Source organism: Geofilum rubicundum JCM 15548, assembly GCF_000974365.1.
Classification (GTDB): domain Bacteria; phylum Bacteroidota; class Bacteroidia; order Bacteroidales; family Marinilabiliaceae; genus Geofilum; species Geofilum rubicundum.
This window is the reverse complement of the sequence record NZ_BAZW01000003.1, coordinates 120,365-144,550: the sequence shown is the minus strand read 5'-3', so window position 1 is coordinate 144,550 and position 24,186 is coordinate 120,365. Positions and strand designations below refer to the sequence as shown.

Annotated in this window: 30 protein-coding genes; 25 read left to right on the top strand and 5 right to left on the bottom strand. The window is 46.7% G+C overall.

The features are described 5' to 3' along the window. The first annotated feature begins 3 nt into the window (after positions 1 to 3). Together JCM15548_RS02840 and JCM15548_RS02835 are read left to right on the top strand one after the other, a co-directional pair. Positions 4 to 966: a sensor histidine kinase gene (locus JCM15548_RS02840; RefSeq protein ID WP_062122358.1), complete on the top strand. Its 963-nt coding sequence runs from the start codon at positions 4 to 6 to the stop codon at positions 964 to 966. Next, positions 956 to 1,609: a response regulator gene (locus tag JCM15548_RS02835; protein ID WP_062122357.1), complete on the top strand. Its 654-nt coding sequence runs from the start codon at positions 956 to 958 to the stop codon at positions 1,607 to 1,609. The genes JCM15548_RS02840 and JCM15548_RS02835 overlap by 11 nt, the downstream gene beginning before the upstream one ends. Before the next feature lie 7 nt (positions 1,610 to 1,616). Here the strand turns inward: JCM15548_RS02835 and JCM15548_RS02830 are convergent, their stop codons facing one another. After that, positions 1,617 to 2,006 (bottom strand): hypothetical protein, encoded by a 390-nt coding sequence (locus JCM15548_RS02830; protein ID WP_062122356.1) that lies wholly within the window; start codon positions 2,004 to 2,006, stop codon positions 1,617 to 1,619. A gap of 175 nt (positions 2,007 to 2,181) precedes the next feature. Here JCM15548_RS02830 and JCM15548_RS02825 point away from each other — a divergent pair, with 175 nt between their 5' ends. The 4 genes from JCM15548_RS02825 (at position 2,182) to JCM15548_RS02810 (ending at position 5,236) form a co-directional block, all read left to right on the top strand. Continuing rightward, the gene (locus JCM15548_RS02825) at positions 2,182 to 3,747 is read left to right on the top strand and encodes a sigma-54 interaction domain-containing protein (protein ID WP_062122355.1); all 1,566 of its coding nucleotides are present in this window, start codon (positions 2,182 to 2,184) and stop codon (positions 3,745 to 3,747) included. Continuing rightward, positions 3,740 to 4,225, top strand: a complete 486-nt coding sequence (locus JCM15548_RS02820; RefSeq protein ID WP_062122354.1) for a GNAT family N-acetyltransferase — start codon at positions 3,740 to 3,742, stop codon at positions 4,223 to 4,225. The genes JCM15548_RS02825 and JCM15548_RS02820 overlap by 8 nt, the downstream gene beginning before the upstream one ends. A 206-nt stretch (positions 4,226 to 4,431) precedes the next feature. Continuing rightward, positions 4,432 to 4,836, top strand: coding sequence for a hypothetical protein (locus JCM15548_RS02815; RefSeq protein ID WP_062122353.1), 405 nt, complete (start codon positions 4,432 to 4,434; stop codon positions 4,834 to 4,836). 160 nt (positions 4,837 to 4,996) lie between these two features. Then, positions 4,997 to 5,236 (top strand): Nif11 family protein, encoded by a 240-nt coding sequence (locus tag JCM15548_RS02810; RefSeq protein WP_157482363.1) that lies wholly within the window; start codon positions 4,997 to 4,999, stop codon positions 5,234 to 5,236. 68 nt (positions 5,237 to 5,304) lie between these two features. Here JCM15548_RS02810 and JCM15548_RS02805 read toward each other — a convergent pair whose 3' ends face one another. From JCM15548_RS02805 to JCM15548_RS02795, 3 genes are all read right to left on the bottom strand, one after another. Further along, the gene (locus tag JCM15548_RS02805; RefSeq protein ID WP_062122351.1) at positions 5,305 to 5,655 is read right to left on the bottom strand and encodes a helix-turn-helix domain-containing protein; all 351 of its coding nucleotides are present in this window, start codon (positions 5,653 to 5,655) and stop codon (positions 5,305 to 5,307) included. Between the two features lie 2 nt (positions 5,656 to 5,657). Then, positions 5,658 to 5,822 (bottom strand): type II toxin-antitoxin system HigB family toxin, encoded by a 165-nt coding sequence (locus JCM15548_RS26100; protein WP_439645439.1) that lies wholly within the window; start codon positions 5,820 to 5,822, stop codon positions 5,658 to 5,660. A gap of 237 nt (positions 5,823 to 6,059) precedes the next feature. After that, complete coding sequence (locus JCM15548_RS02795) at positions 6,060 to 6,485, bottom strand: hypothetical protein (RefSeq protein WP_062122418.1); 426 nt, start codon at positions 6,483 to 6,485, stop codon at positions 6,060 to 6,062. Between the two features lie 428 nt (positions 6,486 to 6,913). Here JCM15548_RS02795 and nifH point away from each other — a divergent pair, with 428 nt between their 5' ends. The 19 genes from nifH (at position 6,914) to JCM15548_RS02710 (ending at position 22,377) form a co-directional block, all read left to right on the top strand. Continuing rightward, positions 6,914 to 7,738: a nitrogenase iron protein gene (gene nifH, locus JCM15548_RS02790; RefSeq protein ID WP_062122350.1), complete on the top strand. Its 825-nt coding sequence runs from the start codon at positions 6,914 to 6,916 to the stop codon at positions 7,736 to 7,738. 71 nt (positions 7,739 to 7,809) lie between these two features. Continuing rightward, entirely contained in the window at positions 7,810 to 8,133 is a 324-nt protein-coding gene (locus tag JCM15548_RS02785) for a P-II family nitrogen regulator (RefSeq protein ID WP_062122349.1), read from the top strand. Positions 8,134 to 8,230: 97 nt separating this feature from the next. Continuing rightward, positions 8,231 to 8,596: a P-II family nitrogen regulator gene (locus tag JCM15548_RS02780; protein WP_062122348.1), complete on the top strand. Its 366-nt coding sequence runs from the start codon at positions 8,231 to 8,233 to the stop codon at positions 8,594 to 8,596. A gap of 14 nt (positions 8,597 to 8,610) precedes the next feature. Beyond that, positions 8,611 to 10,239, top strand: a complete 1,629-nt coding sequence (locus tag JCM15548_RS02775) for a nitrogenase component I subunit alpha (RefSeq protein WP_062122347.1) — start codon at positions 8,611 to 8,613, stop codon at positions 10,237 to 10,239. A 23-nt stretch (positions 10,240 to 10,262) separates the two neighbouring features. Continuing rightward, positions 10,263 to 11,642 (top strand): nitrogenase molybdenum-iron protein subunit beta, encoded by a 1,380-nt coding sequence (gene nifK / locus JCM15548_RS02770; protein WP_062122346.1) that lies wholly within the window; start codon positions 10,263 to 10,265, stop codon positions 11,640 to 11,642. A gap of 42 nt (positions 11,643 to 11,684) precedes the next feature. Further along, positions 11,685 to 13,013 (top strand): nitrogenase iron-molybdenum cofactor biosynthesis protein NifE, encoded by a 1,329-nt coding sequence (nifE, locus tag JCM15548_RS02765; RefSeq protein ID WP_062122345.1) that lies wholly within the window; start codon positions 11,685 to 11,687, stop codon positions 13,011 to 13,013. A 19-nt stretch (positions 13,014 to 13,032) separates the two neighbouring features. Then, complete coding sequence (locus JCM15548_RS24955; RefSeq protein ID WP_262486862.1) at positions 13,033 to 13,410, top strand: nitrogenase component 1; 378 nt, start codon at positions 13,033 to 13,035, stop codon at positions 13,408 to 13,410. Then, positions 13,395 to 14,438: a nitrogenase component 1 gene (locus tag JCM15548_RS02760; protein ID WP_262486861.1), complete on the top strand. Its 1,044-nt coding sequence runs from the start codon at positions 13,395 to 13,397 to the stop codon at positions 14,436 to 14,438. The genes JCM15548_RS24955 and JCM15548_RS02760 overlap by 16 nt, the downstream gene beginning before the upstream one ends. Before the next feature lie 91 nt (positions 14,439 to 14,529). Then, positions 14,530 to 14,772 carry a hypothetical protein gene (locus JCM15548_RS22690; protein WP_227625365.1) on the top strand — a complete coding sequence of 81 codons (243 nt, stop codon included), beginning with the start codon at positions 14,530 to 14,532 and terminating at the stop codon, positions 14,770 to 14,772. A gap of 4 nt (positions 14,773 to 14,776) precedes the next feature. Then, positions 14,777 to 15,802, top strand: coding sequence for a radical SAM protein (locus tag JCM15548_RS02755; protein WP_227625372.1), 1,026 nt, complete (start codon positions 14,777 to 14,779; stop codon positions 15,800 to 15,802). A gap of 128 nt (positions 15,803 to 15,930) precedes the next feature. Beyond that, positions 15,931 to 16,239, top strand: coding sequence for a (2Fe-2S) ferredoxin domain-containing protein (locus JCM15548_RS02750; protein ID WP_062122344.1), 309 nt, complete (start codon positions 15,931 to 15,933; stop codon positions 16,237 to 16,239). Positions 16,240 to 16,375: 136 nt separating this feature from the next. After that, positions 16,376 to 17,590 carry a hydroxymethylglutaryl-CoA lyase-like TIM-barrel protein gene (locus JCM15548_RS02745; protein WP_227625364.1) on the top strand — a complete coding sequence of 405 codons (1,215 nt, stop codon included), beginning with the start codon at positions 16,376 to 16,378 and terminating at the stop codon, positions 17,588 to 17,590. Between the two features lie 45 nt (positions 17,591 to 17,635). Next, entirely contained in the window at positions 17,636 to 17,905 is a 270-nt protein-coding gene (locus JCM15548_RS02740) for a TOBE domain-containing protein (protein ID WP_083984934.1), read from the top strand. A gap of 2 nt (positions 17,906 to 17,907) precedes the next feature. Beyond that, positions 17,908 to 18,240: a winged helix-turn-helix domain-containing protein gene (locus tag JCM15548_RS02735; protein WP_062122343.1), complete on the top strand. Its 333-nt coding sequence runs from the start codon at positions 17,908 to 17,910 to the stop codon at positions 18,238 to 18,240. 72 nt (positions 18,241 to 18,312) lie between these two features. Continuing rightward, positions 18,313 to 19,596, top strand: coding sequence for an alginate export family protein (locus JCM15548_RS02730; protein ID WP_062122342.1), 1,284 nt, complete (start codon positions 18,313 to 18,315; stop codon positions 19,594 to 19,596). Between the two features lie 18 nt (positions 19,597 to 19,614). Further along, positions 19,615 to 20,364 carry a molybdate ABC transporter substrate-binding protein gene (modA, locus tag JCM15548_RS02725; protein WP_083984933.1) on the top strand — a complete coding sequence of 250 codons (750 nt, stop codon included), beginning with the start codon at positions 19,615 to 19,617 and terminating at the stop codon, positions 20,362 to 20,364. Positions 20,365 to 20,368: 4 nt separating this feature from the next. Next, positions 20,369 to 20,812: a TOBE domain-containing protein gene (locus tag JCM15548_RS02720; protein WP_162198166.1), complete on the top strand. Its 444-nt coding sequence runs from the start codon at positions 20,369 to 20,371 to the stop codon at positions 20,810 to 20,812. A 15-nt stretch (positions 20,813 to 20,827) separates the two neighbouring features. Then, positions 20,828 to 21,508, top strand: a complete 681-nt coding sequence (gene modB, locus JCM15548_RS02715) for a molybdate ABC transporter permease subunit (protein ID WP_062122339.1) — start codon at positions 20,828 to 20,830, stop codon at positions 21,506 to 21,508. Beyond that, entirely contained in the window at positions 21,493 to 22,377 is an 885-nt protein-coding gene (locus JCM15548_RS02710; protein WP_227625363.1) for a sulfate/molybdate ABC transporter ATP-binding protein, read from the top strand. Before modB ends, JCM15548_RS02710 begins: the two co-directional genes overlap by 16 nt. 10 nt (positions 22,378 to 22,387) lie before the next feature. Here the strand turns inward: JCM15548_RS02710 and JCM15548_RS02705 are convergent, their stop codons facing one another. Next, positions 22,388 to 24,178, bottom strand: coding sequence for a right-handed parallel beta-helix repeat-containing protein (locus tag JCM15548_RS02705; protein ID WP_062122338.1), 1,791 nt, complete (start codon positions 24,176 to 24,178; stop codon positions 22,388 to 22,390). Positions 24,179 to 24,186 lie beyond the last annotated feature (8 nt).

Sequence of the window (24,186 nt, the reverse complement as noted above, 5' to 3'; positions counted from 1 at the left end):
AAGATGGCACTGATTATAACACTTGCAATCACGATCATCCTGCAGTTTTTTGCAGCCGCTGTGGCTGTCAAACTCACCAAAGTCACCAAATTTAACCTCTCCTGGATCCTGATCTCCTTTGGTTTCATTTTTATGGCGGTGCAGCGTCTGGCGGAATTCCTTCCCTTTGTCACCGAATTTAAACCACAGTATTTCAGGCTTTTCTACATTTGGCTGGGCGCCATCACCAGCCTCTTTTTTGCTGTAGGTGTGTTTCTCATTCAAAAGATATTCAAACACATGAAGCAGGTAGAGATGAGAACCCGCAATCAGGAAAAGGCCTTGCTTAATGCCGTTATCCAGGCGGAAGAGCGCGAACGCCGCCGCTTTGCCACCGAAATACACGACGGATTAGGCCCCTTGCTGTCAACCATTAAAATGTCGGTTTCTTCTTTGGCGGCAGTTGAAACCAACCCCTCAGCCCAGTCGGTCATTAAAAACACCAATCTGGCCATCAGTGAGGCCATCAAAAGCATACAGGACATATCCAACAACCTGAGCCCCCATATTCTGACCAATTTTGGTCCCGCCAAAGCCATCCGTAACTTTGTCAATAAAGTCAACCAAAGCAAAGGTGTCAAGGTCTATTTTAAGACCAACACTATGGATATGCGCTTTTCACCGGCACTTGAGATAGTTGTCTACCGGTCGGTTTGCGAATTGATTAACAACTCCATTAAACACTCGGGGGCTACGCGAGTGGACATTGCCGTGGACCTCAATGATGCCATAATTGAAGTGGTCTATAAAGACAATGGCGTTGGCTTTGATGCCACCAACCTGTTTCAAAACGATCAGGGAGTAGGCACAGGCTATTTCAATATGCTGAGCAGAGTCAAATCCATGAAAGGCAAACTGGAAGTCGTTTCCAATAAAGATAAAGGCGTATTTGTCAACATTAGCATCCCCACCAACAATGGAAAATAACCAACACATCAGCTTATTTCTGGTAGACGACCACACCCTTTTTTTAAATGGCTTAAAGTCGCTGCTGGATCCCTTACCGGAGTTTTCCGTAGTAGGTGAAGCCTATAACGGCAAGGAATTTCTTGCCAAATTTGAAGCGGTAGCGCCCGATGTGGTTCTAATGGATATCTCGATGCCTGAGATGGATGGCATTGAAGCCTCTCGCAAGGCCCTGGAAATAAATCCGGATTTAAAAATCATTACCTTATCGATGTATGGCGATCAGGAATATTACACCAAGATGCTGGAAACAGGGGTTCGCGGTTTTGTATTAAAAGACAGTGATATTCAGGAGGTAAAAACGGCCATACAGACCGTTGCCGATGGCGGCAACTATTTCTCACGGCAATTATTAAGGGGCCTTATTCTGGCGCGCAAAGAAACCTCCGGCTCCAACACCGATGAAGACCAGTTATCAGAGCGTGAACTGGAAGTATTGATAGAAATTTGCCAGGGCTTTTCCAACAATGAAATTGCAGACAAGCTGTTTATCAGTAAGCGCACCGTTGAAAAACACCGGGCCAACATTTTGCTTAAAACCGGTTGCAAAAACACCGCCAGTTTAGTGGTGTTTGCCATACGCAATCATTTGGTGGAAGTATAGCCACCACTTACATGGCAATATCATAGGTATTTTTTGATTCCGCATGCTCTTCAAAGGCCATGCTCAATTGGGTGTTGCTTTTTTGAAGAAAAATATACAATTCAAACTCCTTCTGAGCAAAAGCATTCATCAGCTTCATCCCATATTCACTAATAAAAAATTCAGTACCGACTCTGCTGCGTCTTGATTCTACCAACTTTTCGGGCGCAATGCGGTTCATCTCTTTAATCATATCCACAGCTTTCGGATAACTGATTCTCAGTTCCAAAGCAACTGTTTCCAGCAAATTGTCGGATAAAAGCAAATTCAACAAACGATACTGCAACTCTCCAACTAAAATATCACCATTGTAACTGATATTTATATTTCCGGATAAACTCATCAAAGAATGTCTCATAACCGGGGGGTTTAAAAATTATTACAACTATTTTCCGATAAATATACAAAAAATATGGGGGTGTAACTTAGAATTAATATAAATTCTGCGATTACACCCCCAATTTAGAACCATAATAATCCATTTTGTGTAATTTTGTAAGCACGCCCCCCATCTAAACCTAATACTTAACCATATGGACCATTTTAAAGAACCTTATGTTGAGGACTGCTACGGCAGAGGTGAATTGAACCTTTTGCTCGAGTTCAGCGATCTACTGAGCAGCAAAGAGATCAACCTGAACCTGGTCATCTCTTTGCTGGGAGAGCACCTACATGCCCACCACATCATTCTGGCCATTTTAAACCGGCAAAACGACAACATATTTGTGGAAGGCACCTATGGATTTGAGCAGGTAGAGCAACCCTCCATCAGCTATGAGCTGGGCGAGGGTGTTATCGGCTCCGTGGTTGAAACCGGCCGTTCTGTATTGATACCCAAAATTTCTGAATCCTGTGAGTTTCTGAACCGGATGCATTCACCCGTGACGGTCAATGGTGAGGATGTCTCATTCATATGCGTGCCCATCCGATACAAAAACGAAACAATAGGCTCCCTGAGCTTTCACAAGGTATATGGCAGAAGGCAGATGTTTGATGAAGATGTGCGCCTCCTGAGAATTGTCGGTTCCATGATCGGTCGAGCCGTGCGCCGCCGTCAGGAGTATGCCGAAGAGCTGGAGCAACTCCGTCAGGAAAACCTCAAACTCAAAGGTGAGTTAAACGAACAAATTGAAACCAACTTCATCATTGGCAACAGTGGAAAAATGCAGGATGTCTTCACCCTCATTTCACAGGTGGCCTATACGGATGCCACGGTCTTAATCAGGGGGGAAAGCGGAGTTGGTAAAGAATTGATCGCCGATGCCATTCACCAAAACAGTCCCCGAAAAGAACAGCCTTTTATAAAAGTCAACTGCGCGGCCTTGCCGGAAAACCTCATCGAAAGCGAACTGTTCGGACATGAGAAGGGGGCTTTTACAGGCGCTGTAGCACAAAGAGTTGGCCGCTTTGAAGCGGCCAACAAGGGCACCATCTTTCTCGACGAATTTGGCGAAATCCCCTTATCTACCCAGGTCAAATTGCTGCGCGTCATTCAGCAACGGGAAATTGAACGTGTGGGCGGTACCAAACCGGTCAAAGTAGATGTTCGAATTGTATGCGCCACCAACCGCAATCTGGAAAATCTGATCGTCAACGGCAGTTTTCGGGAAGATCTCTATTATCGAATCAATGTATTTCCGGTCTTTGTTCCCGCTTTACGTGAGCGCATCAACGACATCCCTGTTTTGGCCAACCATTTTATAGAGAAGTTCAATAAGCGACATGGGAAAGACATCAAACGCATCACTTCCATGGCCATTGACATGCTGATGGTCTACCACTGGCCGGGCAACATAAGGGAACTGGAAAACTGCATGGAACGGGCCTGTATCCTCTGTAACGACAAGGTCATAAGGGCGCACAACCTTCCCCCTACCTTACAGACCGCCGTTTCCAGTCGGACCACAGAAGCCGGTACGCTCGAAATGATTTTGGAAAAACATGAAAAACAACTGATCATGGATGCGCTTGTGTCCACCAAAGGGAACATGGCCAAAGCAGCCGCCATGCTGGGAATTACGGAACGTATGATGGGCATCCGTGTCAAGAAATATGACATCGATTCCAGACGCTTTAAGAAAAAACCATCCCATGAATAATTCAACCGCTCAAAGGGTCACTTTTCAGACTTGCGATTTCAGCCTTGAAAATCACCAACAGGCTTTCATCCATTTTATTAATGCCTATATGCAAGATCCTATGGGGAATGCGCGTCCTTTAGATGATGGACAAAAGCAGCAGATGGTTAGCGACCTGGCCAACCATCCATCTGTTTTGGCCATTTTTATTCTTTGCGAAGAGGTCTATGCCGGATTAGCTGTTGCCTTCACAAATTACTCCACCTTCAAGGCAGCCCATTACCTGAATGTGCACGACCTAATCGTCGATCCCAAATTAAGAAATAAAAAACTGGGGCGCTTACTTCTGAATTACCTGATTGATCTCGCCAAAAACCGTTCTTATTGCAAAGTCAACCTTGAAGTCCGCACCGACAACCACATAGCACAAAGCCTCTATCGCAGTCTGAATTTCACGGAATGCCAGCCCCCCATGCTCTTCTGGGAAAAGCTACTTTAAAGTAGCGAACAAACAACAACCTCAACCCCAAAACTCAAACAAACAACACATTAGCAACAATGGAACAATCCTTGAAATAGCGTTTAACAATAATCACTACTTAAACCTAAACGCTATGAAACGAGCCAAAAGAAAACATCTCGCTTTAGCGCATGATAATTTCTGAGCGAGTTCCATACCGCAACTGAAAACCAAACAATTATCATATGAAGGTATTCATTCCAGTCATCGACAGCACCGACCATCGCTACATTATTGCGGATGGCGTAAACGAATCAGGTTCTATCTGTATCCTCGACACCTCAGAAGGGCACATCACCTGGTACGAAACCAAAGACTACCCGGTTAGTCAACGCGACTTTTTTGAAGAACTCAAAGTCAATGGCATCACCAACATCATTGCTTCCTCCTTGTCGCCCATGGCCGTCAAAGTCTTCAATTTTAACGGCTTTACCATTTTCAAGTCGGTCAACACCGACCTGCTAATGAACCTCGAATTGCTTAAAATGCGCTGCCTGCCATACTATAGTTATGAAGCATCTTTGGAGGGAGTTAAAAGTTGTGGTGGGGGGAGTTGCAGTAGTTGCCACTCCAGCACCTGCTCAAATTAAAGGGGACAAGCGAAGCGCAGTCCCGCGAAGCGGGAAGGGTGAGGAAGGGTAGATAGGGGAAAAGGGCTGATTGGGTAGATAGTGGAAAAGGGGTGGATGGGGGTTGATAGGAAAAACAGGGTGGGAAAGGTTGGTGATGAACAAATTAAAACAAGGGATTATGCCGATAAGTCATGCTTATGCTTTCTTAAAGCGCTTTGAGAAGGATGCGGAATTCAGATGGCAGTGCAATGCCTGCCAGGATCAAAAGGAATTGATGGACATGCTCTTCCATCAGGAATTATCCTTCACGCCTCTGGAGCTGGAGAATACTTTTAATGCCCTATTGGTGCAATGCCAAAGCCACGAACAGGGAGAATACGTTCTGCAGCTAAAGACCTGTCTCGCCCGATTCATGTAGTCGGATGATCAATTAGTGCCAGGGAAACTGTTTTAAGCGATATCCTTTGTTCTGTCTTGTCAGGTCTATTAAGCCAATAAAATTTCTGCTGGTATTTTTAATCCCTTGTATAGCGATTTTATCATACCCAGAGTCAGTCTTCTCTTTCTATTAAGAATCTCACTTACCCGACTCTGGCTACCAAGATATTTTACCATATCAGCACTTGTCATCCCCATTTGCTCCATTCGAAATTTAATGGCATCAATTGGGTCTGGTGGCGCAATGGGATAATGTTTCATCTCGTAAGATTCAACCAAGGTTACCAATATGTCTAATTCATCACCTTCAGGGCTATCCTTTTTGGCTCCCCACAATACTTCAATCCTGCCTATGGCGGTACTATAATCTTGCTCTGTTTTAATTGGTCGAATATCCATAATCAAATCGTTTTTGCATCAATTTTATCATACTGTTTATGAGTCCCAATGAATCTTACAAAAATGGCCTGGAACTCATAATCAATCGCAACTACTAATCTGTAATCATTGCCTTTAATATTGAAAACCACCCTTCCGTCTCCGACAATGCTGGCATTTTTATTAATGCTTTTTCAACTCATTTGAGTTTTTCCATTCTACTGCTTTAGCATCATGATACCAAGCTCTTAAAGACACTTCGGAATCAGAGTATTCGGGCTTTTCAAAAAACTCTCTTAGAGTTCTAAATGCAATAATTCTCTTGTTGCAAAGATACAAAGACCAAATCAAACTTCCCAATTTGGGATATAATTCCTGAGAGGTATCTCCAATACAACAAACAACAACACCTCAGACGCACTGAATTATTCAATGACCTCCCCCACTCGTTTCTCAGTCAATGCTTTTAACTCCCGCATTCCCTCAATCATATCGCTTAAATCCTGAGAAGAAGGCGTGCGATAGCCAAAATCTTCCAATGAACAAATACCTTCAAATTTTCCGGTGAGTATGCAAGTCTGTTTAATGGATGGAGTCAATTCTGCCTCCACCATTTCAGCTTCCCTGTATAAACCGAGTGGCACATGGTGCGATGGCAGTTCTTCATAACAGGCCATAAGTGCCACAAAGTATTTCTCTACCGTCATTAAAGCCATACTGTATTTTAGGTCATTGTTAAACTTTGACGATTGGCTCAGACTTTTGTCTAAAATTGAAAAATACCGATTGGCGTGTTCCAGACTCTCCCGGGCCAACTTGGCAAAATCCGCTGAAATTGTAGTGCTAGTCATATTACATGTTTTGGTATTATTATAGGGTTTTGCTAAACCTAAATCAGAAACCGCGCCACAAAACTTTCTTGGGGGATTCCCAATGATATTTTGTGGCACATCAATGGGCAACACACTGATTAAAAACGATATAGCCTTCGCACATCCTACCCAAACAAAAACTTTTCTATTCCCCGACTCCCCTACTGCCAAAGAAACCAAAACGATTTCCTACCATTTGGTAACTTCTTCATTTTTTTAATACCAATAGGTTCTAAAAACAAGAACGGCTTATTTAAACTTAATTGAAATAGTGTTTTTAAACAACTACAAAACACTGTTTTCCAGGCCAATAAAAAACAAAACCAACTTATACCAGACAGAAAAGAAAGTCGCGGCACACTTCTTTCAATGCCACTTACCAAACAAACCAATTAAACGATACGGACATGAGAAAAATTGCGATTTACGGAAAAGGTGGTATTGGCAAAAGCACCACTACCCAAAACACAGTGGCCGGACTGGCAGAACTTGGGAAAAAAGTAATGATTGTGGGTTGTGACCCCAAAGCGGACTCGACCAGATTGTTGCTTCATGGAATGGCACAAAGAACGGTACTGGACACACTGCGCGAAGAAGGCGAGGATATTGATTTGGAAGACGTATTGAAACCAGGCTTTGGCGATACCAGATGTGTGGAGTCGGGTGGACCGGAACCGGGGGTTGGATGTGCAGGTCGGGGCATCATTACCTCTATTAACCTACTGGAACAATTGGGGGCTTATGACAATGACAAGCAACTCGACTATGTCTTTTATGATGTACTGGGTGATGTGGTATGTGGCGGATTTGCCATGCCCATCCGCGATGGAAAAGCCGAAGAGGTTTACATCGTCTGCTCCGGAGAAATGATGGCCATGTATGCCGCCAACAACATCTGCAAATCCATTGCGAAATTTGGAAAAGCTGGAACGGTTCGCTTAGGCGGCCTCATTTGCAACTCGCGCAAGGTCGACAACGAAGCCAACATGATTGAGGAGTTTGCCAGAAAGCTGGGCACACAAATGATCCACTTTGTCCCGCGCGATAATATGGTTCAGCATGCAGAAATCAACCGTAAAACGGTGATTGATCACGAACCTACCCACAATCAGGCGAATGAATACAGGGCCCTGGCGAAAAAAATCGACGAAAACAAAATGATGGTTCTGCCCACACCATTGGAAATGGAAGAGTTGGAGAGTCTATTGATCGACTTCGGCGTATTGAACTAAGGTCTATGACGCCTTCTTATCATAGACTGAAATTTTAATTTCATCTACTTAATACTAAAAAACACAAAGCTATGTATATGTTAAGAGCCATTGTACGTCCCGAGAAATCACCGGCCGTACTCAAATCATTATTCGATGCCGGTTTTCCGGCGGTAACCAAACTGCCTGTTTTCGGACGTGGTAAGCAGCGGGGTCTGAAAGTGGGAAGTGTCACCTACGATGAACTTCCCAAAGAGATGCTCATGCTGGTGATTCCGGATAAAGACAAGGATTTTGTGGTCGAAACCATTATTAATGCAGCACGCAGTGTGGAGGGCGGGCAGTTTGGGGACGGTAAAATATTCGTCACCCCGGTCGAAGAAGCCTACACGATATCATCGGGATACAAAGAATAGAAAAAAGTTGGGAGTTGGGAGTTCAAGGTTGAGGGTTCAAGGTTTAGTGTTGAACCAAAACCCATAAACCATAAACTAAAAACCATAAACTAAAAACATGAAATTAATACTAGCCATCATACGCATAGCCAAAATGCAGGAGACAAAGATCGCTTTGTCGGAAGCGGGACTGCCCTCTTTCACTGCCATGGCGGTGCTGGGAAGGGGGCAGGGACACGGCGATTTGGAAAGAGCCGCCGATCTAAACCCGGCCCTGCATGAGTACATTCCTGAAACGCCACGCTTTAAATCCAAAAGAGTTATTTCTCTGGTCGTTACGGACGACAAAAAAGATTTGGCCGTAACAACCATCATTAAAGCCAATCAATCCGGTAAAAGCGGCGATGGAAAAATATTTGTGGTCAACACCATTGATGCCATCAAAGTGCGAACGGGCGAGACGGGTGATTTAACATTAGACTAACTGGAGGAGATATTATGGGAACCAAGAAAAAAGCAGATTTGGAGAAATTCCGCGACGAAGTGGTGGAAAAATACCCAAAAAAGGTGGGCCGAAAAAGGGCCAAAGCCATTATCAACAACGATCCTGATACCATTCCACAAATACAGGCCAATATCCGCACCATACCGGGCATCATCACCCAAAGAGGCTGTACCTATGCGGGCTGTAAAGGGGTGGTATTAGGGCCCACACGTGACATTATCAATATTACCCATGGCCCCATTGGCTGTGGCTACTACTCATGGCTGACCCGTCGCAACCAAACCAAACCGGAAACGGAAGCAGAGGCCAATTTCATTTCTTATTGTTTCTCGACCGACATGCAGGACTCAAACATTGTGTTTGGCGGTGAAGACAAACTCAAACAAGCCATTCGTGAGGCGGTAGAATTATTCAACCCCAAAGCCATTGGCGTTTTTTCAACCTGTCCCGTTGGCTTGATTGGTGACGATGTGCACAATGTAGCCAAGCAAATGATGGCAGAATACGATAACAAAATCAACATCTTTGGCTTTTCGTGCGAGGGCTACCGCGGGGTATCACAGTCGGCCGGTCACCACATTGCCAACAACCAGCTGTACAAACACCTGATTGGCAACGACGACACGGTTAATGGTGCCGCCAAATACCGCATCAACCTGCTGGGAGAATACAACATAGGGGGCGATTCCTTTGTACTGGAAGAAATATTCAAAAAATGTGGCATAGAACTGGTGGCTACTTTCTCGGGCAACTCTACCATCTCACATTTTGAGCAGGCCCACACGGCCGACTTAAGCATGGTGATGTGCCATCGCTCTATCAACTATGTGGCGGAAATGCTGGAAACATCTTTTGGCATTCCCTGGATCAAGGTCAACTTTATTGGCGCCGATGCCACGGCCAAAGCGCTGCGAAAAGTGGCCGCCTATTTCGAAGACGAAGAACTGAAAGCCAAAGTGGAAGAGGTCATTGCTGAAGAAATGGCGGCCGTCGACATGGCCCGTGAAGCGGTGCTGCCCAAAACCAATGGCAAAACATCCATGCTCTTTGTAGGGGGTTCCAGAGCCCACCATTATCAGGAGCTGTTCAGCGAATTGGGCATAAAAACCATTGCGGCCGGTTATGAGTTTGGGCACCGCGATGATTATGAAGGTCGCCGGGTACTGCCCAGCATTCAGGTAGATGCCGATACCAGAAACATCGAGGAAATCACGGTCACCAAAGATGAAAAACGCTTTAAAGAGCGCATCACCAAGGAGAAAATTGAAGAACTGGAAAAAGCCATCGACCTGGAGTACAATGAATATGGAGGACTGATGGCCGACATGGAAAAAGGCGCCCTGATCATCGATGACCTGAGTCATTATGAAATGGATAAGCTGATTGAGCTCTACCATCCGGACATCTTCTGCGCTGGCATCAAAGAGAAATATGTGGTTCAAAAAATGGGTGTCCCCTTGAAGCAGTTGCACAACTACGACTCTGGAGGTCCCTACGCCGGATTCAAAGGCGCCATTAATTTCTACAACGACATTGCCATGATGGTTTCGACTTCCATTTGGAAGGAACTCAAAGCGCCCTGGGAGCGTGAAGAGGTCATTGAAGCGGCTTATGTCTATTAATCACCCTATAATCTGACAATACTATGCTATTAAAACACACTACGCCCAAAGAAATTGACAGGAAAGCCTTGACGATTAACCCCGCCAAGACCTGTCAACCGGTAGGTGCCATGTACGCCGCACTGGGCCTGCACGGCTGCCTGCCTCACAGCCACGGTTCACAAGGCTGTTGCTCCTACCACCGAAGCGCGCTCACCCGCCACTTTAAAGAGCCGGTCATGGCCGCCACCAGTTCCTTTACCGAAGGCGCCTCCGTTTTTGGCGGGTCGGCCAACCTGATACAGTCCATCAACACCATATTCACCGTCTATAATCCTGAAGTGATTGCCGTGCACACCACCTGCTTGTCGGAGACCATTGGTGACGACATGACGGCCATTATTTCCAAGGCCAAGGACGACGGCTTTATCCCGGAAGGCAAAAAAGTCATTTTCTGCAACACCCCTAGCTACATCGGCACCCACGTTACCGGTTATGCCAATCAGGTAACCTCCTTTGTCAAAAACTTTTCTACGTCCACCCTCAAGAAGAAAAATGTGGTGAACCTGGTAGCCGGCTGGATGGAACCTTCCGATATGCGTGAGATCAAGCGACTGGCGAAAGAGATGGAGGCACGCACCATTCTGTTTCCCGACTTCACCGATGTGCTGGATGCCCCGATGGATGGTAAATTTCACATGTATCCGGCGGGAGGCACAACCATTGAGGAGATGACCGCGACGGGCGACAGCAAATTCACCATTGGCATGGGCCCTTACTCTACCGAAGATGCCTGCATTGCACTTGAAAACAAGTGCAAGGTCAAATTCGATATGGTGGACATTCCCATCGGACTAAAAGCGACGGATCGCTTTCTGATGTCACTGAGCCGCCATGCCAATGTGCCGGTGCCCGACAGTATCACGGCAGACCGGGGCAGGCTCGTGGATTTGATGGCCGACAGCGCGACCAATTTGTATGGACGACGGGTGGCTTTGTGGGGCGACCCGGATACGCTCATCCCTTTGTGCGAATTTCTGGTATCCATGGATATGCGTCCGGTTTACGTGGTATCGGGCACTTCAGGCAAACTGTTTGATGTGCGCATGAAGGAAATTCTGAAGGACATTCCTGAAGCGAAATTTAAAAGTGGCGAGCGGGCCGATATGTTTCTCATGCACCAATGGATCAAGCAGGAAGGGGTGGATCTGTTAATTGGCAACACTTATGGCAAGTACATCGCCCGGGATGAAGACACGCCCTTTGTCCGCTTTGGATTTCCCATTGCCGACCGGTCGGGCCACAACTACCTGCCCAAAACGGGCTACAATGGTGCGGCCCACCTGACCACCCAAATTCTCAATGCCCTGCTCGATCACCAGGACCGCACCTGTCCCGAAGAAAAAGTGGAATTCCAGCTTTAGTCTTAATTCCCGCTTTAGTTTTAATTAATAACACGTATCGCTATGGCCAGTTACATACTTACCGAACGACAAAAGCAGGTGGCCCGTTCCGGCCTTGAAACCGGACAGATGGTCTGCAACAAACCCAGCGTGGCCGGCAGTGTCAGCCAACGGGCCTGCGTGTTCTGTGGTTCGCGGGTGGTGCTCTACCCCATAGCCGATGCCCTGCATCTGATTCATGGTCCCATAGGATGTGCCGCTTACACCTGGGATATCCGGGGTGCCATGTCTTCAGGTCCGGAACTACACCGGATGAGCTTCTCAACCGATTTGAGTGAAAAAGAGGTGGTCTTTGGCGGAGAGCCCAAGCTTAAAGTGGGCTTGGTTGAGCTGATAGACAAATATCAGCCAAAGGCGGCCTTTGTCTATTCAACCTGCATCGTTGGCATTATTGGCGACGATGTGGAAAAAATCTGCCGACAAATTGCCGAAGAAAAGCAAATCCCGGTCATTCCTGTTCAGGCCCCTGGTTTCCAGGGTTCCAAAAAGGATGGTTACAAAGTGGCCTGTGAGGCGCTGTTTCAGCTGACCGGAACGCTTAACCTGCCGGTGCCCCAGTACAGCATCAATATTCTGGGTGATTTTAACCTGGCCGGAGAACTTTGGATTTTAATGGATTACTACCAACGGATGGGGGTGCACATTAATGCCACCATTACGGGCGACGGCCGCGTGGATGCCATTCGCAATGCCCACAATTCTGCCCTCAATGTGGTGCAATGCTCGGGTTCCATGATTCATCTGGCCAAAATGATGAAGGAAAAATACGGCACGCCCTTCATGCATGTCTCCTACTTTGGCATTGAGGACATGTCGGACGCCCTTTACGAAGTGGCCAAATTTTTCAAAAGCGAGGAGCTGATGAGCAAGGCCCGGGAAATTGTCAAGGAAGAAATCAGTCGCTTAATGCCTGCCATGCAATGGTACAGGGAGCAGCTCGAGGGCAAAAAAGCCGCCATTTATGTGGGCGGTGCCTTTAAAGCCATTTCCCTGATTAAGGCGCTGCGACTCATTGGTATGAAGACGGTCATTGTGGGCTCACAGACGGGCAATGCCGACGATTATGAGGTCATTAAAAAGCTGAGCGACGAGGACACGATTATTGTGGACGACTCCAACCCGGTGGAACTCTCCAACTTTGTCAAGGAGAAGCAGGCGGATGTCTTCATCGGTGGCGTAAAAGAGCGCCCCATCGCCCACAAAATAGGCATTGGCTTTTGCGACCACAACCATGAACGCAAAGAAGCTCTGGCCGGTTACGAAGGCATGATGAATTTTGCCAAGGAAATACATGCCACGGTCATGAGTCCCGTGTGGAAATTCACCAAATAACCACCTAAAACGAAGTACTATGTTCGACACCACCAACATACAACCTGCCGCCCCCAAAAAAGGGACCAGCTCCACGCGCAATGCCTGCAAGCTGTGTGCGCCGCTGGGCGCCTCACTGGTATTCAAGGGCATTGAAGGCTGTGTGCCACTCATTCATGGCTCACAAGGCTGCAGCACCTACATACGTCGTTACATGATCAGTCACTACAAGGAGCCGGTGGACATTGCCTCCACCAATTTCAGTGAGGACAGTGCGGTATTTGGGGGTGGACAAAACTTCGTGACGGGTATCAACAATATCATCAGTCAGTACCACCCCGCCGTGATTGGCATTGCCTCGACCTGTCTGAGCGAGACCATTGGCGAGGACGTGGAAGCCTGGTGCGCGATTACCTGAACACCAACGGCGCAGAAAATGCACCGCTGTTCTTTAATGTTTCAACCCCTAGCTACAGCGGCACCCACATGAATGGCTTCCACCAGGCATGCATCGCTGCCGTTAAGCGCTTTGCGGTATCAGGTCTGAGAGGCAGGCACCTCAACCTTTTTCCGGGCTTTGTGTCGCCGGCCGACCTACGCTACCTCAAAGAAGTGTGTGCGGACATGTCCATAGACGCTATTTTGTTTCCCGACTATTCAGAGACCCTCGACAATGTCCACACCCGCGAATACCAACTGATTCCCACTGGCGGCACGCCTGTGGCCCATCTGGAGAAAACCGGACTGGCAGAAGCTACTATTGAGTTTGGCACCGTTTTTAACCGCAGTGTTGGCCGACAGTCCAACACCTCCTCCATCAACAGCGCTGGTCAGTATTTGGAAGAAAAAATGGAAGTCCCCAAAAAGCCCATGCCCCTTCCCATAGGCATTGAAGCCAGCGACCACTTTTTTAAGGTGCTGTGGGATTTTAGCCATAGGCCGATCCCCCAAAAACACCTCAAAGAACGGGGTCGCCTGGTGGATGCCTATGTGGATGCCCACAAATATGTATTCGGAAAAAGAGCCGTGCTATATGGCGAAGAAGACCTCGTGATCGCCATGGCCGCCTTTCTGAAGGAAATTGGCATCAAGCCGGTGCTGGTAGCCTCTGGCGCTTCGAGTGGCATCATGCAAAATGCCCTGGCGGGCATTTTTGGGGCCGATCATGACATCATGGTGGCCGATGGCTCCGACTTTGCCACCATTCGGGAAATGATGCCGGACCTGAAGCCGGATCTGATGATAGGCAACAGCAAGGGCTACTACATCGCCCGGGAACTAAAAATCCCCATCATCCGCATTGGGTTTCCGATTCACGACCGCTTTGGCGCTTCGCGCATGCACCATATTGGCTACCGGGGAACACAGGAGCTGTTTGATCGCATTGTGAATGCGCTCATTGAATATAAGCAGGAGAGCAGTCCGGTAGGGTACAAGTATATTTAGGGGAAGGGTGGATAGGGCAGGAAGGGTTGGAAGGGTTGATAGGGTTAGTCGGGGGAGATAGGGTAAAAGGATAAATATTAAAGCAAGCGATATGATAAAAGAGACCACAAATAGCAAGGCGGCTCATCCCTGTTTCGATGAGAAGGCCAGACACGCACATGCCAGGGTACATCTCCCGGTGGCACCCAATTGTAATATTCAGTGCAACTATTGCAACCGGCAATTCGATTGCGTCAATGAGAGTCGACCGGGCGTCACCTCTACCCTGCTGAAACCGTTCCAGCTCTGGAGTATTTCGCCGCCCTCAATGATAAGCTGGATAACCTGTCGGTAGTCGCATTGCGGGTCCGGGCGACCCCTTTGCCAATGCCAGTGAAACCATGGAAACCATGCAGCGCATTAAATCGGCCTTCCCCGATAAAATATTTTGCATATCGACCAATGGTCTCAACCTCTTTCCTTATGTCGACCAGTTGGCAGAAATAGGTGTATCCCACGTTACCATTACCATCAACGCCATCGACCCAGACATAACAGCTAAGGTCTATAAGTGGGTGCGCTTCAAGAAAAAAGTCTACCGGGGTCGCGAAGCCGCAGAAATACTGTTAAGGCAACAGCTGAAATGCATTCCTGCACTGAAGGCTGCAGGCATTACGGTCAAAATCAACTCGGTCATCATGCCGGGCATCAACGATGCCCACCTCGAAGAAGTGGCCCGGGTATGTGCCGGACTGGGTGCGGATGTGATCAACTGCATTCCCATGATTGCCGCCAAAGGAACGGCCTTTGAAGAGATGACCCAGCCCGATTCCAAAATGGTTTTCAAGACCCGCATTCAGGTCTCCAAGCACATGAAGGTAATGTCGCACTGCGCCCGGTGCCGGGCGGATGCGGCCGGACTGCTTGGTAAGGATTTGAGCGACACGCACGTCATGCTGCGGGAATTTGCCAACCGTCAACCATTCAAGGAAGCAGAGCGACCATACGTGGCTGTGGCTACGCGGGAATGCCTTTTGGTGAACATGCACCTGGGAGAAGCTGTCGGGTTCTATATATTTAAGCAATCGCCCAAGGGTTTTCAATTGGTTGAGGAACGCCAGGCACCACCTGCCGGATCTGGCGATAACCGCTGGCTGGATTTGGCCAATCTGTTTAAGGATTGCCGCGCCTTGCTGGTATCTGGCGTGGGCGAAAACCCCAAAGCCATCATTGGAGACGCCGGCATTAGAGTGATAGAAATGACAGGATTGATCGACGAGGGGCTTGAAGGGGTGTATGACCACAAACCCATCCGCAGCATTGCCAAACAGGATGCTTTTCGCTGCGGGAGTAACTGTAAGGGTAATGCCCAGGGCTGCGCGTAGTTGGCCCTTGACGGCTTCTTTTTAAAGACAGAAATAATTGCAGTCTTATAGAAATATAATTTTCATCAAAACACTCACATAAACCATAAACTAAAAAACCATAAACTCATCAACTTAAACCAAATAAAATGAAAAAACCGACTTATCACATTCTCGTCTGCAATTCCTTTCGGGTGGCGGGCGACGCACAGGGCGCCTGCAACAAGAAAGGGGCTGCCGGACTATTGCAATACATGACCGAGGAGGCCACCGACAGAGGCCTGGATGTGGCGGTATCCACAACCGGTTGCCTCAATGTTTGTTCCGAAGGTCCGGTCATTGTTATCCACCCCAACAATTTGTGGTACGGCAAAGTGGAAACAGAAGCGGCCATCGACGAAATTCTGGATGCCCTTGAAGATGGGGAACCCTGCGAAAAGTATTTGATTTCCAACTAACCCATGTTGTCTTCGGAGGGCCCGGAGGGATCCTGTTTCATGGCACAAACGGTAGTATTGCTCCTTTTGGTGCTTCTGGGAGCAACGCCCGATGGGCCTCCGGAGACTTTATATTTTAACGCTTAAAATTTGGCCTATGTTTTCTGAAATTAAACCCCACTTTATTGATACGACTTTGCGAGATGGCGAGCAAGCCCCTGGAGTGGTCTTCAATTTGAAAGAAAAAATGACCATCTGTCATTGGCTCCAGCAAGCCGGTATTTCAGAATTGGAAATAGGCACGCCTGCCATGGGATCCGCAGAAATCAGTGACATCAAATCACTGATTGACGCAGGTTTTGGCTTCCTTACCACAGCCTGGTGCAGGGCTTTACCGGCCGACATAAAGGCGGCGGAAAAATGTGGAACCGACGGGGTGCACATTTCCTTTCCGGTGTCTGACATTCTTCTCTCAAGCATGCAAAAAGACCAGAAATGGGTGTTCCATAACATGAAAAGCATTATTTCCCATGCCTTGGATGCCTTTCATTTTGTAACAATTGGCGCACAGGATGCCTCAAGGGCTGAACCCTCCTTTTTGAATGAATTTATTGGCACGGCTATAGGCCTGGGTGCCTCCCGTATCAGAATCGCCGATACCGTAGGCTGTTTAACAACGCGAAAAACGGAACAATTGTTTTCGAAAATATTACAGGCAAGTCCACATGCCCCCCTGGAATTCCATGCCCACAATGACCTGGGAATGGCCACGGCCAATGTGCTTTCAGCCTACCGTGCCGGTGTTAAAAACTTTAGCGTGACGGTCAACGGACTGGGAGAACGGGCTGGCAACGCAGCCCTGGAGGAGGCGGTAATGGCTTTTGAGCTGGGCGAAAAAATCCATTGTGGCATCAATACCCAAATTTTCACCCCACTCTCCCGGTATGTGGCGGAAGTTGCCAATCGCCCCCTATCAGCTTCAAAGCCCATCACGGGCGAACTGTCCATCGCTCATGAAACAGGCATCCACACCAAATCCATTATGAACAACAGGCAGTCGTACCAGCTCATCAATGCCAGTTCCATTGGACGGGAAGAGCTGCCCTTTGTCTTTGGAAAACACAGCGGAAGCGAAAGCATCCGTTACTTTTTTAAGAATTTACAAATAGACCTGTCTGACGCCTTTTGCGCTGACGTTCTAAGACAGGTTAAAGAACAATCGGCCCAACAAAAAAGAGCCATTACCGAAATGGAGATAATGGACATTTACAACCAATTGCTACACGACCAATCGCTATATATCACGAAAGACCCCGTTGTATTGATGCGTACTTCACTGACTCAGATTGAAAGTGAATGGATGAATTCATGAAATTGCTATAAAAATGTCGACAACTTCAATTAAACTCAAATTATTATGAAACTAAGCGCCAGAAATCAACTCAAAGGAACAATTGTAAAAGTAGAAGAGGGATTAATCACCTCAAAAGTGATTCTCGATTTAGGCAATGGAAACACCATTTCTGCGATCATTTCCAAAGATGCCATTGCGGACCTCGAACTGCAACCCGGCAAAAAGGCCTTTGCCATCATTAAATCAACCGAGGTGATCATCGGAACTCCCTGTGACTGCCATTGTGATGAAGCAAAGGATGCAAAGGATGGATGTGGGTGTGGATGTAAATAGCTATGGTAGAGATTCAATGCCATATCAACATCAAAAAGAACGGAACTGTCTTTCTTGACAGTTCTAAAACTTCTTTATTGCGGGCAATTGATTTTAATGGGAGTCTCAGGAGTGCCGCCAAACACCTCAAAATATCCTACCAGCATGCCTGGAACATGATGAATGAAATGAACCACATAGCCCCTGAACCATTGGTAACAAAACAACGAGGCGGAACCAATGGCGGCGGTGCTCAACTCTCACCTTATGGTCATCGCGTGCTTAAGGAGTATCGTTTTATTGAATCTCATGTTCTCTTACTTGTGGAAAAGCTAAATGTAGAAGTAGGGTTATAACCTTTTTTTTGCTTAGCGTTATCTAATCTTGTTGATATCGCATTAAAACCTAATATTCTAAAAACCAAAACCATGAGCAAACCTTTAATACTAATAGGACTTGGTTGGATGACCCTGTTCACGCTTACCAATGTGCGCGGACAAGAGGTGCGCTTCGATGCTGAGTTTCGGCCAAGAACGGAGCTCAGGCAAGGCTTCAGAAAGCTGGTACCCGACAGCTTAACGGCAGCTGTCATTACAACCCAAAGAACACGGTTCAATACCGAGTACCAAAGTAGTAGCCTTAAAGTACGCTTAACTCTGCAGGATGCCCGAATATGGGGCAACAGTAATAATAAAGCGAATACCTCAAAAATTGAAATGTATGAAGGCTGGTTCGAGTGGCTCATATCGCCCGAATTCTCGATCAAAATGGGCCGGCAGGCATTGAGGTATGACGACCAGAGGTTGTTTGCTTCTCCCGTTTGGAGTTACACCGGAACCGCCCACGATGTTTTGCTGTTAAAATATGAGAAAAACGCTGCATCGGTGCATTCCGGATGGGCTTACAATAACTCGTCCGACAACCTTGTCAACGCCGATTATTCATATCCAAACAATCAGAATTACAAAGCTTTGGCCTACTTGTGGTTATCCAAACCATTAAACAACAGTCTTACCCTTTCTCTGATTGGGGTTTGTGATGCCTTTGAAGATGCAAATGATTTTTCTTTGCTGCAAACGCGGATGACTTATGGCGGAAATCTGGTCTTAAAAAATGATTCATCCAGAATTGGGGGCATTTTTACCGCCTACTTCCAGGGTGGAAAAGATCCCCATAAAGTTTACAATGACGACTATTCTGAATTGAGTGCCTTCCTGCTGGCCATTAAGATGAATTACCTCTTTTCCAGTCACCTTAAGGCAAAAATTGGCTGCGACTATTTTTCCGGGTCCAGCGCTGATATTGAGTCTGGAAAATCCAACACCTTCAACCGCTTGTATGGCGCTTCGCATTCGTTCAACGGAAGTATGGAGTATTTCGTACGGCTGCCTCAACATGGGCTAATCGATTTCTACGGAGGATTAGAGTGGACTGCAAATAAGAAATTACGTGCCGAGTGTATTTTCCATCGATTCTCATTCGCCGAATATTTTTATTATGCAGGAGTTTTGGCCGACAATAACATTGGAAGCGAAATGGATGTCCTGTTGAATTATAGGGCTACCAGGGAAGTCTCGGTACAATTTGGCTTGAGTAAATTCTTCAAGACCTCATCCACGGCTAAATATTTCAATCTGAATGATGTGAAACTACGGCCAAACCATTGGGCCTATTTAATGATTACGGTTAAGCCCGCACTGTTTAAATCATAAAACCTTAAACAACAAGCCATGAGAACTATTTTAACAGCACTACTTCTGACGCTTGCCCTAGATTCTGGCGCTCAAAAAGTCAGGATTGCAACGGCAGCAAACATGCGCTTTGCCATGGAGGAGCTATTAACAGCTTATAAGAAAAAGAATCCTGACCACGACATTGAAGTCATTTATGGCTCATCAGGAAATTTTTATGCGCAAATCGTCAACGGAGCGCCTTTTGACTTATTCTTTTCTGCAGATGCCTTTTATCCGCAGAAATTATACGAAACAGAACAAACCTGGGGAGAGGTAAAGGTATATGCCATCGGCCAATTGGTATTATGGAGTGCATCTATTGAGACTAGTACAGGTCTTGAGGTACTCAACCAATATCCAAAGGCCAGGATCGCCATTGCCAATCCGAACCTGGCTCCATATGGGCAAAAGGCAGTTGAAACACTGCAACATTATGGGGTGTATGAAAAAATCAAACCCCAATTAATAATTGGAGAAAACATATCTCAAACCGCACAGTTTTGCCTCACAGGCAATGCACAGTTGGGGTTTATAGCCCTGTCGCTGGCCATTTCACCCACCATGAAAAATGTTGGCAGCTATTATTTAGTGAACAAGGCTGCTCACAGTCCCCTTGAACAGGCGTATGTTTTCCTTAAACGCGCTAAAGACAATCCCCTTGCCCATTCATTTACCAAATACATTTCGTCTCCCGAAGCCACCCCAATTTTTGAAAAATACGGCTTTGGGTTACCGGGTAAAAAATAAAAAAATGAACGTAATTCCGGTTTTAATTGAAGCTATCACCTGCTCAGACGGTGTTGTCCTGGTGGATATGCAGTCCGACAACTGCTGGTTGTCTGCCATTCTTGTGGAGGGCGACGAATTGCCGACCTGGCTGACAAAGGGAGCTGCTGTTTCTGCTGTGTTTAAAGAGTCAGAGCTATCCATTGCCGTTAATTTATCAGGAAAAATAAGTCTTCGTAATCGTCTCCCCTGCACGGTTCAAAAGATTGAATGTGGAGAAATCATGAGTGTGGTAAGCTTAAAGTTTGGTCAACACCTCATCCAATCGGCCATCACCACCCGCTCGGCAAAGGCACTGGAACTAAATACTGGCTTAGAAGTTACGGCACTCATCAAAGCCAACGAGGTCTTTTTAGTCCAGAGTATAAAAAATGCGCAAGCCCCCATCCCCCACCCCCACCAACTATAAACTTAATAACAAGCCATGCCAACACCTTTCATTGAAACGCTCCTCCTCACTGCCAGACTGGCTACCTTTACCACCCTCATTCTGCTTGTGGTGGGGCTGCCGATGAGCTATTTCATAGCCTATTCGAGGTTCCAATTCAAACCTTTACTGGAAGCTATGGTGAGCATGCCATTGGTGTTGCCGCCATCCGTCATCGGCTACTATATATTGGTAGCTTACAGTCCCAATTATTGGTTTGGGCGATTTTTAAATGAGGTATTCGATGTGCGTCTGGCCTTTTCGTTCGAAGGTATATTATTGGCTTCGGTAGTATTTAGCCTGCCATTTATGGTTCAGCCCCTGACCAACGGATTAAGAAGCATCCCCATCAGTCTGCGCGAAGCATCCTACACCCTGGGAAAATCCAAAACGACCACTTTCTTTAAGGTGCTATTGCCAAATATTAAGCCCTCCTTAATTACCGCCGTTGCACTGACTTTTGCCCATTGCATTGGCGAGTTCGGCATTATCCTGATGGTGGGCGGAAACATGCCCGGTGAAACGCGCGTGGCTTCCATAGCCATTTATGACGAAGTGCAAGCACTCAATTTCGATGCTGCTAATCAGTACGCCCTCACTCTGTTTCTTATTTCGTTTGTGATGCTTACGCTCATTTACACGGTTAATAAAAAAAGTGACACATGGAAAATGATGTGATTGAGATAGACGTTCAAAAAGAACTGGTTTCTGCTCATGGCAGAATGACGTTAACCATCAAGGTAAAATTGCTAGGTGGTGAGTTGGTCGTGCTTTTTGGAGAATCGGGAGCTGGCAAAACAACGCTGCTTAGAATGATTTCGGGCTTGACCAACCCCGACAGGGGCATCCTGAAAGTAGGCAACTCCGTTTGGTTCGATTCAGATGCAGGCATCAACAAACCCCCGCAGGAACGCAATATCGGCTTTGTGTTTCAGGATTACGCACTGTTTCCAAACATGAGTGTATTTAACAATGTGGCCTATGGTCAAACGCAGGGCGACAAATGCTATGTGAACGAGTTGCTCCAAAAGTTCGGACTGGAGGAATTGTCTGCCCGCAAACCCGATAAACTATCAGGTGGTCAAAGGCAACGCGTGGCGTTGGCACGGGCATTGGCGCGCAAGCCCGACTTCCTCTTGCTCGATGAACCATTGTCGGCCCTGGATGGCGACATCAGGACTTCACTCCAAAACGAGATTCTTAAGGCGCATGGCATCAACAATGCCACCACGCTGCTCGTAAGTCATGACCTTACAGAAGTATTCCGTCTGGCCCATAAAGTGTTACAAATTAAAAACGGCACCATTACCGGAATGGGCAAACCCGATCAATTATTTCTCAACAACCAGATAAGCGGCAAAGTACAAATCACCGGAAGCATCGTAAAAATACAGAAACAAGACGCCTTTTATCTGCTTACCGTTGTCACCGGCATGAACCAAATCCTAAAAGTTACCGCCTTCCAAAATGATATCGAAAAACTATCTGAAGGCGACCGGGTAATGGTTTTCTCAAAAGCATTCAGCCCACTGATTCTGAAGATGTAAATGACCGTAACTAATGAAAAGGAATTTCCGCATCATCCTCCTTTTCATAATCCACATTCAGGGCAAAATCCCGCTTAAGAATTTTACACTTGTCTGTAAAAGCACCATCAGTCAGTGTCACAATATAAACCCCACCCGCTAATTTTGCCAGATTAACCACCAAAGTATTATCACCGATATTGGCTGGTAAAGCTTCGTTGTGCACCAGTCTGCCCCCCTCATCATACACATTGGCAACCAGATCAGCAGTCGCCGGGGAATACACATCCATAGCCAGGATATCCACCGTTGGATTTGGATAACACTTCTTGATTTTCAAAGGGAGTGCTTCTGTAATGGTAGGCTTGAGGCCGGAAGTTAAACCATTTCCCTCAGAGGAAACCACAAAAACACCAAAAGCGGGCAATGTATGGCTCAGCACATCCCTATAACTATCAGCCCTGATAGGCCGCTCAATATTGTTCAAGTTCAGCGGAACCTGAACGGCTCCACCATTATAAATCCCGTTTATCACCGGCCCTCCGGCATAATTCAAGACATCCCAAATCTGGAAATTACTTCCAACACTAAGGACAGTAGATAAATCAACCAGCAAATCATTGCGCTGACCCCAATTATATACCACCATTTGTGCTCTGCCGGATTCATATCGGTTTTGGATGACATAGTGACGGGTTGTTGTTGGCACAGATTCCGCGTAAGTGCTATTGGCATCCTGCCCGCTAAAAGTCTTCCACAAGGGGAAGGTCATATTACTCAATGAGCCCCGGTAATAGGCGTTGTGATTGATCACAGGATTGGTAATGTTTCCAAAGTCATCGAAAGCCACCAACTGCATGTCCGAACTTCTGGACACCATCTCATTATCAGTTACTTGTAAAGCATTCCATCCACCAACCATGTAAAGTGACCCATCCACCATTATATTGCCCGAAAACTCAGCATTTCTGTTCGCAATGGCGTAACCTAACTGCACGCTTGCTTTTGATGAAAATGAAGGCCGGTTATAAAAGTGGTTGTCTCGGATAAAAATCCGGTCAGCTTCCTGAAAACCGCCAATAATCAGATTTCGGTCAATAAAATTAGCACCCGGAATGCCACTGTTAAATATGGTATTTCCTTCCAATACAAAACCCTGAATACCGCCACCTTCGGTGTAAATATGGACGCCTATTCCAAATGAATTAAAAAGCACATTGTCTCGAATTAACTTGGCGCCTGACTCGTTCTGCGCATAGATGCCATGACCATGGCCTCTTGTATCCCCCCGGAATCCATTGTGGTAAATAATACAACCATATATTTCAGCGTTGAGTGCCGGCCGCCAAAATCCCACGCCATTTCCTCCGTTATTGTATATCCGGCAATTGATCAACTTACTATTGGCACCTACAAAATAAACGCCATCTTTATAGTAATTATTTCCGCTTGCATCGCTATTCGTAATGGTCAATCCCCAAAACCAGGAATACCTTCCGTTAATACTCAGAACCCCGTTCGCACTCCCTGGCACATTTCCATCCAGAACAACCTCCTCACCGGGGAGCGCCCTCACAATGACCGGAGCACCTTCCCGGCCCGAAATGGAGGAAGAAAAAACGCCTCTATACTCACCGCCGGCCACCCATATGGTATCACCCGCTGCAACACTGGGATGATTTAAGGCCGTTTGCAAATCCCATGGGGATGCTTCTGTACCTGTTCCCCCGGAAGAACCACGGGGAGAAACAAAGTAATTGGTTGAGAAAACCTGAGGATATAACGCAATAACCGCCAAAACGCACAAAAGAATCCGTTTCATGTTTACAT

Bases quoted from the DNA above. Each gene is read 5' to 3' on its own strand.
- JCM15548_RS02785 (WP_062122349.1), top strand. From the start codon at position 7,810: ATGTATATGTTAAGAGCCATTGTACGTCCCGAGAAATCACCGGCCGTA.
- JCM15548_RS02720 (WP_162198166.1), top strand. From the start codon at position 20,369: ATGAACGTAATTCCGGTTTTAATTGAAGCTATCACCTGCTCAGACGGT.
- JCM15548_RS02825 (WP_062122355.1), top strand. From the start codon at position 2,182: ATGGACCATTTTAAAGAACCTTATGTTGAGGACTGCTACGGCAGAGGT.
- nifE (WP_062122345.1), top strand. From the start codon at position 11,685: ATGGCCAGTTACATACTTACCGAACGACAAAAGCAGGTGGCCCGTTCC.
- modA (WP_083984933.1), top strand. From the start codon at position 19,615: ATGAGAACTATTTTAACAGCACTACTTCTGACGCTTGCCCTAGATTCT.
- JCM15548_RS02740 (WP_083984934.1), top strand. From the start codon at position 17,636: ATGAAACTAAGCGCCAGAAATCAACTCAAAGGAACAATTGTAAAAGTA.
- JCM15548_RS02820 (WP_062122354.1), top strand. From the start codon at position 3,740: ATGAATAATTCAACCGCTCAAAGGGTCACTTTTCAGACTTGCGATTTC.
- JCM15548_RS22690 (WP_227625365.1), top strand. From the start codon at position 14,530: ATGATAAAAGAGACCACAAATAGCAAGGCGGCTCATCCCTGTTTCGAT.
- JCM15548_RS02805 (WP_062122351.1), bottom strand. From the start codon at position 5,655: ATGGATATTCGACCAATTAAAACAGAGCAAGATTATAGTACCGCCATA.
- JCM15548_RS02810 (WP_157482363.1), top strand. From the start codon at position 4,997: ATGCCGATAAGTCATGCTTATGCTTTCTTAAAGCGCTTTGAGAAGGAT.
- JCM15548_RS02730 (WP_062122342.1), top strand. From the start codon at position 18,313: ATGAGCAAACCTTTAATACTAATAGGACTTGGTTGGATGACCCTGTTC.
- JCM15548_RS02795 (WP_062122418.1), bottom strand. From the start codon at position 6,485: ATGACTAGCACTACAATTTCAGCGGATTTTGCCAAGTTGGCCCGGGAG.
- JCM15548_RS02710 (WP_227625363.1), top strand. From the start codon at position 21,493: ATGGAAAATGATGTGATTGAGATAGACGTTCAAAAAGAACTGGTTTCT.
- JCM15548_RS02840 (WP_062122358.1), top strand. From the start codon at position 4: ATGGCACTGATTATAACACTTGCAATCACGATCATCCTGCAGTTTTTT.
- nifH (WP_062122350.1), top strand. From the start codon at position 6,914: ATGAGAAAAATTGCGATTTACGGAAAAGGTGGTATTGGCAAAAGCACC.
- JCM15548_RS02815 (WP_062122353.1), top strand. From the start codon at position 4,432: ATGAAGGTATTCATTCCAGTCATCGACAGCACCGACCATCGCTACATT.
- JCM15548_RS02745 (WP_227625364.1), top strand. From the start codon at position 16,376: ATGTTTTCTGAAATTAAACCCCACTTTATTGATACGACTTTGCGAGAT.
- nifK (WP_062122346.1), top strand. From the start codon at position 10,263: ATGCTATTAAAACACACTACGCCCAAAGAAATTGACAGGAAAGCCTTG.
- JCM15548_RS24955 (WP_262486862.1), top strand. From the start codon at position 13,033: ATGTTCGACACCACCAACATACAACCTGCCGCCCCCAAAAAAGGGACC.
- JCM15548_RS02830 (WP_062122356.1), bottom strand. From the start codon at position 2,006: ATGAGACATTCTTTGATGAGTTTATCCGGAAATATAAATATCAGTTAC.
- JCM15548_RS02750 (WP_062122344.1), top strand. From the start codon at position 15,931: ATGAAAAAACCGACTTATCACATTCTCGTCTGCAATTCCTTTCGGGTG.
- JCM15548_RS02735 (WP_062122343.1), top strand. From the start codon at position 17,908: ATGGTAGAGATTCAATGCCATATCAACATCAAAAAGAACGGAACTGTC.
- JCM15548_RS02835 (WP_062122357.1), top strand. From the start codon at position 956: ATGGAAAATAACCAACACATCAGCTTATTTCTGGTAGACGACCACACC.
- modB (WP_062122339.1), top strand. From the start codon at position 20,828: ATGCCAACACCTTTCATTGAAACGCTCCTCCTCACTGCCAGACTGGCT.
- JCM15548_RS02775 (WP_062122347.1), top strand. From the start codon at position 8,611: ATGGGAACCAAGAAAAAAGCAGATTTGGAGAAATTCCGCGACGAAGTG.
- JCM15548_RS02780 (WP_062122348.1), top strand. From the start codon at position 8,231: ATGAAATTAATACTAGCCATCATACGCATAGCCAAAATGCAGGAGACA.
- JCM15548_RS02705 (WP_062122338.1), bottom strand. From the start codon at position 24,178: ATGAAACGGATTCTTTTGTGCGTTTTGGCGGTTATTGCGTTATATCCT.